The following is a 13,077-nucleotide window of genomic DNA, read 5'->3' on the forward strand; positions in this document are numbered from 1 at the left end:
GGAGGCAGATCCCTTTTAGAAGCAAGCCTCCCGGAAAACCAGCCCGTCAGGCAGACCCTTCCAGAATCCGGGTTTCGGGAACGAATGTCACGAACTTCGTGCCCCGCGCAGCCAGGTCGTTGTTCTGCTTTCGGACCTCGTCAGCGATGTTCCAGGGCAGAATGATCAGGTAGTCCGGCCTACGGTCCTGAAGAGCCGATGGCGGCAGAATGGGAATGTGGCTGCCGGGCATGAATTTACCCTGTTTCGCCGCAGCGGCGTCACAGACGAAGGGCAGGAGGTCCGGCTTGACGCCGGCGAAGTTCAAAAGCGTGTTGCCCTTGGCGGCGGCGCCGTAGCCGGCAACCGACTTCCCGTCCCTTTTGGCTTCCAGCAGGAAAGCAAGGAAGTTGTTTTTTACCCGTTCGGCACGCGGCTGAAACGCTTCGTAGAACTCAGGCGTTTCCATGCCGCGCCGGTTTTCCTCCGCGAGCAGATCGCCGACGGAACCTGTTTCCTTGTGGTCACTCTCCTTCAGGCAGCCGAACACGCGCAGGCTGCCGCCATGCGTGGGGAGTTCCTGGACGTCGAAGACCCGGAGGCCGGCGGCCGCGAAGATGCGGGCGACCGTGCCGAGCGACAGATAGGAGTAATGCTCGTGGTAGACGGTGTCGAACTGGCAGAATTCGACAAGGCGCATCAAATGGGGAAACTCGAGCGTGACCACGCCTTCCGGCTTCAGCATGCGGGCGAGCCCGCGCGTGAAGTCGTTGATGTCCGGGACATGGGCATAGACGTTGTTGCCGATGATCAGGTCGGCGGCGCTTCCGGACGTGGCGAGCTCCTCCGCCAGGGCTTCGCCGAAAAACTTGCGCAGCACCGGTACGTCGAGCGCTTCCGCGGCCGCGGCCGTCGAGGCGGTCGGCTCGATACCGAGGCAGGGGATGCCGGCGGCAACGAAGTTCCTGAGCAGGTAACCGTCGTTGGCGGCGACTTCCACCACGAAGCTGTCCTTGTTCAGGCCAAGCCTGTCGGTCATGTCATCGCAATAGCGGGCCGCATGCGCCAGCCAGCTTTTCGAGGTCGAGGAGAAATAGGCATAATCCGCGTCGAACAGGTTCCCGGCGTCGGCGTAATCCTGCGTCTGCACCAGAAGGCAACTGTCGCAGACCATCAGCCTCAAGGGATAGGTGAGCTCCGGCGCGAAGAGGGCGTCCGCTGTCAGATAGGCGTTCGACGGCGGCGCGTAGCCCAGGTCGAGAAACTGCCGGGTGAGGGTGCTTCCGCAATGGCGGCAGGTCTGGTTCATGAAATCGGGTCCACCTTCGTGAGGGGCGGCAGGTTCTTGTCGCGTTCGGAAATGGTGCCGATGTCCAGTGGCCAGGCGATGGCGACATCAGCATCCTTGTGATGCAACCCGCCTTCGTGCTCCGGGCTGTAGCTCTCGGAATGGAAATACAACAGCTCCGCGTCCGGAGTAAGCGTCTGGAAGCCGTGGGCGAAGCCGGTGGGAATGTAGATCATCTCGCCGCCCTCGGCGGTGAGTGTCACAGACGACCATTGTCCGAAGGTCGTCGACCCCATGCGCAGGTCGACGATCACGTCGAAGACCGCGCCGTGCATGCATTTCACCAGCTTGGCGTCCGCTTTCGGAGGCTTTTGAAAATGCATGCCGCGCAGCGTTCCCTGGTCCGCGCTGTAGGACACGTTGCACTGGGACCAGATCTCGTTCAGGCCGTGCTGCCGGAACTCCTCCCGGCAGAACAGGCGCGCGAAAAACCCACGGCTGTCGCCCCGGCGCTCCAGGTCGATGCGGTAGGCGCCCGCAAGAGGAAGCGGCGTGAACCTCATCCGGCTGCCTCGAAGGCGGCGATCTGGGCGCGGGTGATTTCAAGCGGGTCGGCGCCGTCCGCGACCGAGCGGTACCAGTCGACGGTCTGCCGGATCGCGTCGTCGAACCTCCAGACGGGGGCCCAGTCCAGTTCGCAGCGTGCCTTGTCGATCGACAGCGACAGGCGCCCGGCCTCGTGGACCGCCTGCGGGTCCGAGGCGTCGATCCATTCGCCCGGCCAGTGGTTCAGGATGGTTTCGGCGAGCTTGCGGACGGAAAAGATATCGGCCGGTTCCGGACCGAAATTGTATCCGGACTGGAAACTTCCGTCTTCCGCGCCATGCAGCCGTTCGGCCAGTGTCAGGTAGCCGTTCAGGGGATCGAGCACGTGCTGCCAGGGTCGGATGGAGGCCGGATTGCGGATCTTGATCGGTTTGCCGTCCCTCAGCGCCCGGATGATATCCGGCACCAGCCGGTCTTCCGCCCAGTCGCCGCCACCAATGACATTGCCCGCGCGCGCCGTGGCTATTTTCAGGCCGTTTTCGCCGAAGGACCGCCGCCAGCTTGCGGAGACGAGTTCCGTGGCGGCCTTCGAGGCGGAGTAGGGATCGTAGCCGCCGAGGGGATCGGTTTCCCGGTAGGCATAGGCCCATTCGTTGTTCTCGTAGACCTTGTCGGTGGTCACGACGATGGCCGTGACCGGCCGCTCCAGCCGGTGAAGCGCATCGAGAAGGTGAACGGTTCCCATGACGTTGGTCGCCCAGTTTCCGACAGGATCCTTGTAGGAGCGGCGAACCAGCGCCTGGGCGGCGAGATGAAGGACGATGTCCGGCTTGAACGTGGCAACTTCCCGCAGCACTCCGGCCGCGTCGCGGATGTCATGAAAGGTTCCGGACATCCGGGTATCCAGCTTCAACTGGCCGTAAAGGCTGGCGTCGTCTTCCGGTGGCAACGCGATGCCGTGGACGTCTGCTCCACGTCCGAGCAGCAATTCACTGAGCCAGGCTCCCTTGAAGCCTGTATGACCGGTCACGAGGACCTTTTTGCCCTGCCAGAAACCCATTGAACCCTACCAGATCTTCCAGGGCGCGTTGCCGGTTTGCCAAAGCTTCTCGAGCTGGTTCTTGTCCCGGAGCGTGTCCATCGCGGCCCAGAAGCCCGCGTGGCGGTAGACGCCTAGTTGCCCGTCCCGGGCGAGACTTTCCAGCGGATCGGCTTCCCAGGGCATCTCGTCGCCGTCGATGCGCGACAGGACGGACGGCTCGCAGACGAAATAACCGCCGTTGATCCACTGGCCGTCGCCTTGCGGTTTTTCGAGGAAACTGGTCACGCGGCCTTCGGAAATGTCGAGTGCGCCGTAGCGGCCGGGCGGTTGAATGGCGGTGACGGTCGCCTCAAGCCCGCTGGCCTTGTGCTGGGCGACCAGTTTTTCGACTTGAACGTCCGCGACGCCGTCGCCGTAAGTCAGGCAGAACGTCCCGTCGATATAGTCCGCGACCCGCTTGATGCGCCCGCCGGTCATGGTCGTTTCGCCGGTGTCGACCAGCGTGACTTTCCACGGCTCCGCCTGCTGGCGGTGCACTTCCATGCGGTTTTCGTCCATGTGGAAGGTGACGTCCGACATGTGCAGGAAGTAGTTGGCGAAATATTCCTTGATCACATAACCCTTGTAGCCGCAGCAGACGACGAATTCGGTAATGCCGTTCGCCGCATAGATCTTCATGATGTGCCAGAGGATCGGCCGGCCGCCGATCTCGATCATCGGCTTGGGCTTCAGGTGGGATTCTTCGCTTATACGAGTCCCCAAACCGCCAGCAAGGATTACTGCTTTCATTTCACACCATGAACTAACCGGTCGACGCGAACCTTCCGCAGAGGCCGGGAATGATCGGGCTGCTGTGCTGCCGGAGTCGCCAGGGACCCTTTTCGTCACACCTTGTTGTTTCGGCGTCTATCTAGCAAAGGCTGCACGGGCTGCAAACAGGTTTCGGCCTATTTTCGCAGGCGGAGGCTCCGCAGCAGGTGGTCTTCAAGATCGTAGCGGGTCTTGACCCGGCTGTCGCGCCACAGGCGGCGGAACAATCTGACACGGGTGCCGAAGGAGACCTGCGGCAGCTTGTTCACCACCTTGTAGCAGCCATAGGTGTAATTGAGCCGTTGCCGGAACTTGCCCAGAAAGGTCTTGGCGCCATATTTCTCGAACGAGCCGGACCCTTCCGTGAAGATGAACTCCGCGTCCTCGACCCAGACCGCCAGATCCCGCATGACAAACTCTGCAACCACATAGGATGCGACACACCAGGCATGCGGATATTCGCTCCAGCGGCGGATCATGATCTCGGCGCCGCCTTTCGACCGGTAGAGCCCGTAGCACCAGTCCGACGGGTAGGCGAGGCTGCGCGGAACGACGCCATCCGCAAGTGACTTCCCGTAGCCGAAGATGATGGGGTCCGGGCGCATCACGCGCTCTTCGTCGCCCTTGACCCGCCTGACGGTCGGTGCCGCCAGCAGCTTTTCCGGATTGTCGTTGAGTGCCTTGACCAGGCCGGACAGGAAATTCAGGCTGGAAAAGTCGTCACAGGCGCGCAGGCAGAAATAGTCCGCGTGATCCCGGCCGTACTTCATGCAGAAAACGAAATTCTCCACCGCCGAGAGATGCTTTTCCTGGGTCAGCACCTCGAAGCGCGGGTCTTTTTCGCAATAGGCGCGCGCGATTTCGGCGGTTCCGTCGATCGACTTGTTGTCGACGATGATCGCTCTGAAGTCGGTGAAATCCTGATTGGCGATGCAATCGAGGCTTTCCCGCATCGTTCGCTCGCCGTTGTAGATCGGAAATAAAACCAAGACTTTGGGAGTGCTCACCTGATTTACCTGTTCGATTTCCGGTCTTCGCGCATTTTCAGGTCTGGAAGCCGATGAAACAAAAGCCGCCAACCGATGCCGGTCGCGTACCGCTTCAACATACCCGCCAGCCCCGTTGGACAGCTTCGCCGACATGGGCTAATGCATCGGCCCATGAACATCCCGAGGCTTGAGGTCTGTCGTCCCAGCCCTCTGGATCGCCAAAAACTCCTGTTATCAGAAAACGCGCATGGATTTTTTTCAGCTGAGGAATTTTTTCAAGTTCGCCCCCTCTATGGCAGGACTCGTACCCAAAAAATACCTTTTTATCCATATTCCCAAGAATGCCGGGATGGCGATCCGCTCGATCGAAGAGCTTCAGCCGCGCATGATCATCGTGTCCAGGCGGCGCCTCGTGAGCAGCGACTACGCCGAAAACCTGAAGGCTTCCATGGAACGGCTCGGCCACAAACCGGCCTACGCGCATGCAAGACTGATCGACGTGGACAAGAGCGCACGCAAGGGCACGATACCGTTTGCCGTGGTGCGAAACCCCTGGGCGCGGGTGGTGTCGCGGTTCAAGTTCGCGGTCCAGACAAGAAGCGCCGTGCATGGGGAACAGCTTTCTGGAAAGGCCGGTTTCGAGGCATTTCTGGACGAAAGGCACAAGTGGGGGCATCAGGATTATCTCTGGCACCGCCCCATCATGGGATGGTATCCGCAGGCCGAGTACGTGACCGACGAAACGGGTAAGGTCGCCTGCACCATTCTCCGCCAGGAATACCTCGCCGAGGAGGCCAGGACTTACTTCGATATCAGGACCGAAGTCCCGCGGAAGAACGTCTCCGCGAAAATCGGTTCCGGGTACCAGGATCTCTATGACGCGAAATCCATACAAATCGTGGGGGATTGGTATAAGAAAGACATTGAGACGTTCGGGTTCGATTTCGATAAACCTGCGCAGAAGAACACTCTGTATTCCGAACGTTGACGGTCCGCCGGGAATTCAAGCAATAACGATAAGAGACGCAGATGATATCAGGTGAGACCAAAAACCGGCTGGGCTATCTGGCGGTCAAATTCAGGCTCAGGCCCAAGCGCTACCTCTTCATTCACATTCCCAAGAATGCCGGGACGGCGATCAAGGGCGCGGAACAGCTTCGCGGCAAGATAATCACCCCGATAGAGCGAAGGCTGGTCAGCAAGGCCTATGTCGAGGACTTCAGGAAGTCGCTGGAGACCTATCGCGGACTGCCGAATTTCGAACATGCCAGGCTGATCGACGTCAACAAATACGTGCGGCTGAGCAGCACAGCCTTCGCTGTCGTGAGAAACCCCTGGTCGCGGGTCGTCTCGCGCTACCTGTTCGCCATTCAGACGCGAGGTCTCACGACCGCCGACGCGCACAAGACGGAGAATTTCGAGGAATTCCTCGAGGAGCGGTTCGTCTGGGCCGACAAGCCGTTCTTCTGGCACCGGGCGGTTCGGGGCTGGTATCCGCAGATCGATTATCTGGTGGACGAAAACCGGCAACTCGCCGTCGACGTTCTGCGCCAGGAGCACCTGAGTGAAGAGGTCAAAAGGTATTTTGACTTGTCCGAGAACCTGGTCCCGAGAAACGTGACCAAGGGGCCCAGGTTCGATTACCGTGAGATCTACGATCCGAAGACCACCCAGATCGTCGCCGACTGGTACGCCAGGGACATCGAGACCTTTGGATTTGATTTCGATACCAGTGCCACGCGAAACGCGGTTTTTTCTTGAACGACCGACCGGATGAAGATCGAGTTGCCGGACAAAGACCTTAAAGACGCGCTGTTTGACGCTTTCGGTACGCCAGCCGCCGACGGCCTGACTGTTCCAGGCGACGGCGTCGTCGCGGTCGTGCTGGCTTACAACGAAGCGCTCCGGTTTCCCTATTTTCTTGAGCACTACCGGGTGCTGGGCATCCGCCATTTCATCGTTGTCGACAACGCCTCCAACGATGGCACGGGCGCGCTTCTGGCCGGTCAACCGGATATCTCGGTCATCCGGACGGAAAAGCCTTACCGGGATTACAAGTCGGTCTGGCGGCAACTGATCTGCGACCGGTATCTGGAAGGCCGCTGGGTGATCTTTCCCGATGTGGACGAGCTTCTCGTCTATCCGGGGTGGCCGGAGCTTTCGATCGACGGGCTTGCTGAGTATCTGGACCGGGACGGCTTTCAGGCCTTGTTCACTCCCATGGTGGACATGTACCCGGAAGGCCCTCTGAAGGATCTCGCCTATGAGTCTGGCCAGAGCTTTGCGGAGGTCTGTCCGTTTTTTGACGGTGACGGCTACCGCTACAATCCTCTGAAGGGGTCGCATGGCAAACGCTACAGGACACCGCCCCGGCATGTCTTCGGCGGTACCCGAGAACGCCTGTTCCATCAGAATGCGAAACGCCCGAAAAACGCGCTCGACCGGCTGCTGCTTTCCACGATCTTCAATCTCCGCGCAAACGCCCGCCGGTCGGACTTGGGCCGCAAGCTGGATCATCTGCTGTTCAAACTGGTCAAGAGCGCGCTGCCGAGCCCGGCGGCCGTTCAGAGCAAGATCCCGCTCCTGAAATGGGACGCCGGCCTGAAGTTCTCCGGCGGCGTGCACGGCATCGACAGGGACATCGCCGTCGCCCCCGATTGGGGCGCGCTGCTGCATTTCAAATATCTCGACGATTTCAGGAGCAAGGTCGCGGAAGCCATTTCGCGCAAGCAGCATACCGACAATGCCGGGCATTACGTCGATTACGATTCGCAGATGGACAGGTTGATGCAGGAGGGGCTGCGCTATCCGGGCAGCGTCCGCTTTACCGGGCCCCGGTCGCTGATTGACTGCGGGCTGATGCGAGAAACCGAAGCGCTCAGGCGCTGGCGCGAGGCGTCTCCGGCGTCCTGACGAGACCGGATCCGAAGCGTCAGCGCTGTGACGCGCCTGTTGTGAGCAGCTTGTCGTAGGCCCTTACGACCCCGTCTTCCGAGTAATGCTCCGCAAGATACGCGCCGCCGCCGTGAACCAGCGCCTGCCTGAGGTCCTGGGACGAAAGCAGGCTCTCTATCGAAGCCGACAGCTTCTCTTCTTCTCCGCAGGGCGACAGCAGGCCGGTCTTGCCGTGGTCAACCAGCCAGCTCGGCCCTTGCGACGCCGTCGCCACGACAGGAAGACCGGCGTTCCAGCCTTCCAGGACGACATTGCCGAGCGGTTCGTCGTCCGAAGGGCAGACGAGGATGTCGGCGGCTTTCAGAAACGGCGTGGGATCGCGCTGCCAGCCGAGGAAGTGGGCGCGGGACGCGACGCCGAGGTTGTCTGCCAGGGTCTTCATATCGTCCAGCAGCTCGCCGTCGCCGATCAGCCAGGCGTGCACGGTCCCAGGCAGTTTCGCCAGGGCCTTCACGATCAGGTCGAAGCGCTTGCGGTCGACGAAACGGCCGAGCGCGATCAGAACCGTTGCATCCTCCGGCGTATCGTAATCGGCCCGGCTGACAGGAGCGAGGTCTTCCGGAAGCGGATCGACGAAATTGCTGATCATGTGGGCGCGCTCTTCCGGCCAGCCCATTTCGATGGCCTGACGGATGATCTCCGGCGTGTTGCCGATCAGGTCTTCCACGTTGCCATAGGTGTGGAACCCGTCGGGAAAGTCGCCGAGGCGCAGGAAGGTCCGCATCTCGCGCCCCGGTTTCGGCAGCCACTTGCTGGCCGGGCTCATCCAGCCCAGCGTCGATGTCGCACCGAAGGCGCGGATTTCGCGGGAGATGCCCCAGCGGATGAAATGACGCTTGAAGTGGGAGCGGCTGAATTTCAGTTCACGCACGTCGCAATGAGCGGCCAGTTCGTCGCGCCAGGACCTGTCCGGGCGGATGAAGGCGATCTGTTCGACCCCGCGCTTGGCGAGCGCCCGCGAAAGCCGCACGAAGAAGCGCTCCGCGCCGCCATCGACGCCGAGATGGATATGCGCGAGCTTCTGAAGCTGTACCGAGCGGTCAGTTGCCATCGATCACATCGTAGTAGCTGTGTGTGCGTCCGAGCAGGCCGCGCAGGTTTCCGGAGCCCTTCATCAGCCGGATCAGACCGTAATAATAGAGCTTCTCGCCACGCGCTCTGGCGAAGGGTTTCAGGAGAAAGCCGACAATCGTCGCCACCGCGCCGAAAAACATCCGCCTTGTGCATTTGGGAATGAAGTGGAGGGCGGCCCTGCCGCGCCCCTCGCGCAGTACGATGTTGTAGGCGCCCGACGTCGCAGCCATGTGCATGCGGCTCATGAGCCTGCGCGGCTCGACCCTGGACGCCGGAATATCCTCCTCGACGAAGGCTTCGTCGACCCAGATCATCTTCGCGCCGGCGGCATGGGTGCGTCGGAAGAAGTCGATGTCCTCGCTGCCGAAGGTCAGACGCTCGTCGAAACGCAGGCCGAGCCCGTCCTTGCGCAGGATCCGGGCCCCGATCAGCACATTGTTGGTCGGCGCCTCGGTGATGATCGTGCCGGTCGGCCGCGGCTTCAAAAGCTGCGATTTCCACCAGTGCGGCGCCGGTTTTTCGTAGATCCGCCGCACCGGACCGTTTGCGACCTCCGCATCGTGTTCAACACAGGCGGCAAGGAGCTTCTCGATCCAGTCCGGTTCGGCGCGCTCGTCGTCATCGATCAGGGCGACCCAGTCCGGGTCCTGTTCCAGGGCCGCTTCCAGCGCCGTATTGCGGGCGAAGGGAATACCCTTGCGCGGTTCGTGATGGAAGAAGACCGGCAGGGAAAGCTCTGCCTTCAGACGATCCGCCTCTTCCGCGGTGAAAAAGGGTTTCGGATCGTTTTCGACGACGACAACCGCCAGCTCGGTCCCTTGCGGACGGATCAGCTTGTCGAGGCTTCGCAGGCAGGCCTTCAGCATGTTCGGCCGTTGCGCCGTGCAAACGGCAATGACCAGTTTTTGGGTCATACGGAACTCTCGGTTTGGGTCTTTGCCCGATCGCAGCAGGGTTTGGCGCAAGAGCGGTGCGCTGTCAAAGGGTTTTGCCGAGTTTGGCCTTTCCCGGTGGGTGCTGCCGCGCTACGGTCTCCGTTCACCCCTTTGAAAGGACCGCGAAAATTGCGGCCGTGTTTTGGGAGGAACACATGAAGGGCATGATGATGCACCGTCCGCTCAAAATTGCGGATCTGATCGCATTTGGAGCGGAAACCTATCCTGCAAGCGAAATCGTGTCCGTGCGGACGGAAGGCGATGTCCATCGGACGACCTATCGGGATACCTACAGGAGAATCGCGCAGCTTGCGCACGGCCTCAAGGGTCTTGGCGTCGGCGAGGGTGACCGGATCGCGACGCTTGCCTGGAACGGCTACCGCCATTTCGAACTCTACTACGCCATCTCCGGCAGCGGCGCCGTCTGCCATACCATCAATCCGCGGCTGTCGGCGGAGCAGATGACCTATATCGTCAACCATGCCAGGGACCGGCTTCTGTTCGTCGACACGACCTTCGTTCCGATTGTCGAAAAACTGCGAGGCCAATGGCCGGAAGACCTCAGGATCGTCGTCATGACCGACCGGGCGCATATGCCGGATGCGGAGCTTGAGGACGTCCTGTGCTACGAGGACATCCTGGCGGGTCAGCCGGAGGACTTCGACTGGCCGGATTTTCCGGAGGATCAGGCCGCCGGGCTTTGTTACACCTCCGGCACGACCGGCAACCCCAAGGGCACGCTCTATTCGCACCGCTCCACCGTGCTGCATGCCCTCAGTTCCTGCGTTACCCTGCCGGGGAGCCTGCGCGAGGGAAACCGCATTCTCCCCGTGGTGCCCCTGTTTCACGTCAACGCCTGGGGCCTGCCTTACAGTGCGCCTTTGTCGGGCGCGAGCCTGATTTTTCCCGGTGGCGCGCTCGACGGCAAGAGCCTGTTCGACCTGATGGACCGGGAAAAGGTCTTCTCGGCCTGGGGTGTCCCCACCGTCTGGCTCGGCCTCATGAACGAGATAAGGCAGCGCGGCCGCCTGCCGCAAGGTTTCGGCGATCTCGTCGTCGGCGGGTCGGCAGCGACCCGGTCCCTGATCGAGGCCTTTGAGGAAAGGGGCGTCAACGTCTGTCATGCCTGGGGCATGACGGAGATGAGCCCGCTCGGGACCCAGTGCAATCTGCCGCAAGCCATGACGGACCTGCCCTTCAACGAGCGGGTCGACCGCAAACAGTCCCAGGGGCGCAGGGTTTTCGGGGTCGAGATGAAAATCGTCGACGACATGGGCATGCCGCAGCCCCATGACGGCAAGACGCCGGGTCATCTTTATGTGCGCGGCAACACCGTTACCACGGCCTATTACGAGGACCCCGAAGCCTCGTGCAACGTCTTCGACGCCGAGGGCTGGTTCCGCACCGGCGACGTGGCCATGATCGACCGGGACGGCTTTCTGTTCATCACCGACCGTTCCAAGGATCTGATCAAGTCCGGCGGCGAATGGATCTCCTCGCTCGATCTGGAAAACATCGTCATGTCCCATCCGGGCGTCGCCAATTGCGCCGTCATCGCCGTGCCCGATCCCAAATGGGACGAGCGGCCGCTTCTGATCGTCGAAGCACGGGAGGATGCGCAACCGCAGAAGGAAGAGCTGCTGGGGCTCTTGGCCGAACGGGTCGCCAAATGGCAATTGCCGGACGACGTCGTTTTTGTCGACGCACTGCCGCTGACGGCAACGGGCAAGGTGTCCAAATTAACGCTCAGGCAACGGTTTCCGGCGGGAAACGTATGATCCCGGAGAGGTTTTCGGACTTGCGGTACAGTCGGTTCCAGCCGAGTGTGTCAGGAACGAAGGACCTGATTCAGGAGACGCATGCGTGACCGCGGATGTCGACTATTCCTCTCTCTCGATCGAGGGGCTGAAGAAGCTTGTCGGCCTGGAAGTCGGCGTGTCGTCCTGGCATACGCTCGATCAGTCCGCGATCGATGCCTTTGCGGATGTCACGGGAGACCATCAGTTCATTCATGTCGATCCTGTGCTGGCGGGGGACACCGCGTTCGGCGGAACGATAGCGCACGGGTTCCTGACGCTTTCGATGCTCTCGGTCATGGGGCAGGAGGCGCAGCCGAGGATTGAAGGTTCAACGTTCGCCATCAATTACGGGTTCGACCGCGTCAGGTTTCTGTCGCCGGTCCGGGCGGGTGCCAGGGTTCGCGGACGGTTTGTATTGTCGGTGCTGAACCTGCCGAAGGCCACCGAGGTGGATGTCACATGGCGCGCGACGGTCGAGGTCGAAGGGGCCAGGCGTCCGGCACTCGTGGCGGACTGGCTGAACCGGTTTTATCTTGCGGAGGATCTGGGGTCTGTGGAGAATTAGGGCTTGCCCGTGGTGAGCGACTTTCCACAAATCTCTTCGACACGCGCGACCGCCGAAACCGAATTCTCCACAGACCCCAGAGGCGCGGGAAACATGCTGAAGGCAAGAACACTCCCCCATGTATTGCAGAACCTGAGGTTGCCCGCCGTGGCGGCGCCGCTCTTCATCGTGTCCTGCCCGGAACTTGTGATCGCCCAGTGCAAGGCAGGCATTATCGGCAGCTTTCCGGCGCTGAATGCCCGGGACGAGCCGGGTGAACCGGTTCTCCTGGAGGTCTGGCTGAAGACGATTACCGAAGCGCTCGACCGGCACAATCAGGAAAACCCGGACCGTCCGGCCGCCCCTTTTGCGGTCAACCAGATCGTTCATCGCTCCAACGATCGTCTGGAGCGGGATGTGGAGATCTGCGCCCGCTGGAAGGTGCCGGTCTGGATCACCTCCATGGGTGCGCGGGTCGACGTCAACGAGGCGGCCCACTCCTGCGGCGGCATTGCCCTGCACGACGTCATCAACAACACCTATGCCCGAAAGGCGGTGGAAAAGGGGGCGGACGGTCTGATTGCGGTCGCCGCCGGGGCGGGCGGCCATGGCGGACCCCAGTCGCCTTTCGCGCTGGTGAGGGAAATCCGGGAGTGGTTCGACGGGCCGCTTCTGCTGGCGGGCGCGATTTCAACCGGTGAGGCCCTGCTGGCCGCCAGGGTTCTGGGAGCCGACTTCGGGTACATCGGCTCGCCCTTTGTGGCGACGGATGAGGCCAACGCCGATCCGGTCTACAAGGACATGATGGTGGCGGGAAGCGCAGAGGATGTCATGACCTCCGCGCTTTTCACGGGACACCCGGCCAACTATCTGAAGAATTCCATTCGAAAGGCGGGTCTCGATCCGGACAATCTGCCCGGAACCTGGGGAGCGTCCGTGTTGCCGGACGAAAGCGGTCTGCCGAAGGCCTGGCGTGATATCTGGGGTGCCGGTCAGGGCATCGGAGCGGTCAGATCCGTCGGTCCGGCGGCGGAGGTTGTCGGACGGCTGGAGGCCGAATACCAGGCGGCATTGCAGCGAATACGCGACGAGATTTGCTGAAGGGCGGCGGCGGGA

Annotated in this window: 13 protein-coding genes; 6 read left to right on the forward strand and 7 right to left on the reverse strand. The window is 61.5% G+C overall.

Annotation, left to right across the window (positions count from 1 at the left end):
* Positions 1-46 precede the first annotated feature (46 nt).
* The 5 genes from JF539_RS20085 to JF539_RS20105 form a co-directional block, all read right to left on the reverse strand.
* Positions 47-1,288 (reverse strand): class I SAM-dependent methyltransferase, encoded by a 1,242-nt coding sequence (locus tag JF539_RS20085; protein WP_207142525.1) that lies wholly within the window; start codon positions 1,286-1,288, stop codon positions 47-49.
* Positions 1,285-1,830: a dTDP-4-dehydrorhamnose 3,5-epimerase gene (rfbC, locus tag JF539_RS20090; RefSeq protein ID WP_207142527.1), complete on the reverse strand. Its 546-nt coding sequence runs from the start codon at positions 1,828-1,830 to the stop codon at positions 1,285-1,287. Before rfbC ends, JF539_RS20085 begins: the two co-directional genes overlap by 4 nt.
* A complete protein-coding gene (gene rfbG, locus JF539_RS20095) occupies positions 1,827-2,873 on the reverse strand; it encodes a CDP-glucose 4,6-dehydratase (protein WP_207142528.1) in 1,047 nt (348 codons plus the stop codon). The genes rfbC and rfbG overlap by 4 nt, the downstream gene beginning before the upstream one ends.
* 6 nt (positions 2,874-2,879) lie before the next feature.
* On the reverse strand, positions 2,880-3,644 hold the full coding sequence (gene rfbF, locus JF539_RS20100) for a glucose-1-phosphate cytidylyltransferase (protein ID WP_207142529.1): 765 nt from the start codon (positions 3,642-3,644) through the stop codon (positions 2,880-2,882).
* A 158-nt stretch (positions 3,645-3,802) separates the two neighbouring features.
* Entirely contained in the window at positions 3,803-4,672 is an 870-nt protein-coding gene (locus JF539_RS20105; protein ID WP_207142530.1) for a glycosyltransferase family 2 protein, read from the reverse strand.
* Positions 4,673-5,003: 331 nt separating this feature from the next.
* Between JF539_RS20105 and JF539_RS20110 the strand changes: the two genes are divergently transcribed.
* From JF539_RS20110 to JF539_RS20120, 3 genes are read left to right on the forward strand one after another with little or no spacing between them, the layout of a single operon-like run.
* The gene (locus JF539_RS20110; RefSeq protein ID WP_207142531.1) at positions 5,004-5,642 is read left to right on the forward strand and encodes a sulfotransferase family 2 domain-containing protein; all 639 of its coding nucleotides are present in this window, start codon (positions 5,004-5,006) and stop codon (positions 5,640-5,642) included.
* Between the two features lie 41 nt (positions 5,643-5,683).
* Entirely contained in the window at positions 5,684-6,415 is a 732-nt protein-coding gene (locus tag JF539_RS20115) for a sulfotransferase family 2 domain-containing protein (protein ID WP_207142532.1), read from the forward strand.
* 12 nt (positions 6,416-6,427) lie between these two features.
* Complete coding sequence (locus JF539_RS20120; protein WP_207142533.1) at positions 6,428-7,567, forward strand: glycosyltransferase family 2 protein; 1,140 nt, start codon at positions 6,428-6,430, stop codon at positions 7,565-7,567.
* A 19-nt stretch (positions 7,568-7,586) separates the two neighbouring features.
* Here the strand turns inward: JF539_RS20120 and JF539_RS20125 are convergent, their stop codons facing one another.
* Together JF539_RS20125 and JF539_RS20130 are read right to left on the reverse strand one after the other, a co-directional pair.
* Positions 7,587-8,660 carry a glycosyltransferase gene (locus JF539_RS20125; RefSeq protein ID WP_207142534.1) on the reverse strand — a complete coding sequence of 358 codons (1,074 nt, stop codon included), beginning with the start codon at positions 8,658-8,660 and terminating at the stop codon, positions 7,587-7,589.
* The gene (locus JF539_RS20130; RefSeq protein ID WP_207142535.1) at positions 8,650-9,597 is read right to left on the reverse strand and encodes a glycosyltransferase family 2 protein; all 948 of its coding nucleotides are present in this window, start codon (positions 9,595-9,597) and stop codon (positions 8,650-8,652) included. Before JF539_RS20130 ends, JF539_RS20125 begins: the two co-directional genes overlap by 11 nt.
* Before the next feature lie 176 nt (positions 9,598-9,773).
* On the opposite strand from JF539_RS20130, the gene JF539_RS20135 reads away from it, so the two are divergent.
* The 3 genes from JF539_RS20135 to JF539_RS20145 all read left to right on the forward strand — a co-directional run bounded on the left by JF539_RS20135 (position 9,774) and on the right by JF539_RS20145 (position 13,062).
* The gene (locus JF539_RS20135; protein ID WP_207142537.1) at positions 9,774-11,396 is read left to right on the forward strand and encodes a long-chain fatty acid--CoA ligase; all 1,623 of its coding nucleotides are present in this window, start codon (positions 9,774-9,776) and stop codon (positions 11,394-11,396) included.
* Between the two features lie 85 nt (positions 11,397-11,481).
* Positions 11,482-11,982 (forward strand): MaoC family dehydratase, encoded by a 501-nt coding sequence (locus JF539_RS20140; protein WP_207142538.1) that lies wholly within the window; start codon positions 11,482-11,484, stop codon positions 11,980-11,982.
* Between the two features lie 93 nt (positions 11,983-12,075).
* On the forward strand, positions 12,076-13,062 hold the full coding sequence (locus tag JF539_RS20145) for an NAD(P)H-dependent flavin oxidoreductase (protein ID WP_207142539.1): 987 nt from the start codon (positions 12,076-12,078) through the stop codon (positions 13,060-13,062).
* Positions 13,063-13,077 lie beyond the last annotated feature (15 nt).

Origin of the sequence: Roseibium aggregatum (genome assembly GCF_017309185.1) — a bacterium.
GTDB lineage: Bacteria > Pseudomonadota > Alphaproteobacteria > Rhizobiales > Stappiaceae > Roseibium > Roseibium aggregatum_B.

Bases quoted from the DNA above. Each gene is read 5' to 3' on its own strand.
- rfbF (WP_207142529.1), bottom strand. From the start codon at position 3,644: ATGAAAGCAGTAATCCTTGCTGGCGGTTTGGGGACTCGTATAAGCGAA.
- JF539_RS20085 (WP_207142525.1), bottom strand. From the start codon at position 1,288: ATGAACCAGACCTGCCGCCATTGCGGAAGCACCCTCACCCGGCAGTTT.
- JF539_RS20125 (WP_207142534.1), bottom strand. From the start codon at position 8,660: ATGGCAACTGACCGCTCGGTACAGCTTCAGAAGCTCGCGCATATCCAT.
- rfbC (WP_207142527.1), bottom strand. From the start codon at position 1,830: ATGAGGTTCACGCCGCTTCCTCTTGCGGGCGCCTACCGCATCGACCTG.
- JF539_RS20120 (WP_207142533.1), top strand. From the start codon at position 6,428: ATGAAGATCGAGTTGCCGGACAAAGACCTTAAAGACGCGCTGTTTGAC.
- JF539_RS20115 (WP_207142532.1), top strand. From the start codon at position 5,684: ATGATATCAGGTGAGACCAAAAACCGGCTGGGCTATCTGGCGGTCAAA.
- JF539_RS20110 (WP_207142531.1), top strand. From the start codon at position 5,004: ATGGCGATCCGCTCGATCGAAGAGCTTCAGCCGCGCATGATCATCGTG.
- JF539_RS20130 (WP_207142535.1), bottom strand. From the start codon at position 9,597: ATGACCCAAAAACTGGTCATTGCCGTTTGCACGGCGCAACGGCCGAAC.
- JF539_RS20145 (WP_207142539.1), top strand. From the start codon at position 12,076: ATGCTGAAGGCAAGAACACTCCCCCATGTATTGCAGAACCTGAGGTTG.
- JF539_RS20135 (WP_207142537.1), top strand. From the start codon at position 9,774: ATGAAGGGCATGATGATGCACCGTCCGCTCAAAATTGCGGATCTGATC.
- rfbG (WP_207142528.1), bottom strand. From the start codon at position 2,873: ATGGGTTTCTGGCAGGGCAAAAAGGTCCTCGTGACCGGTCATACAGGC.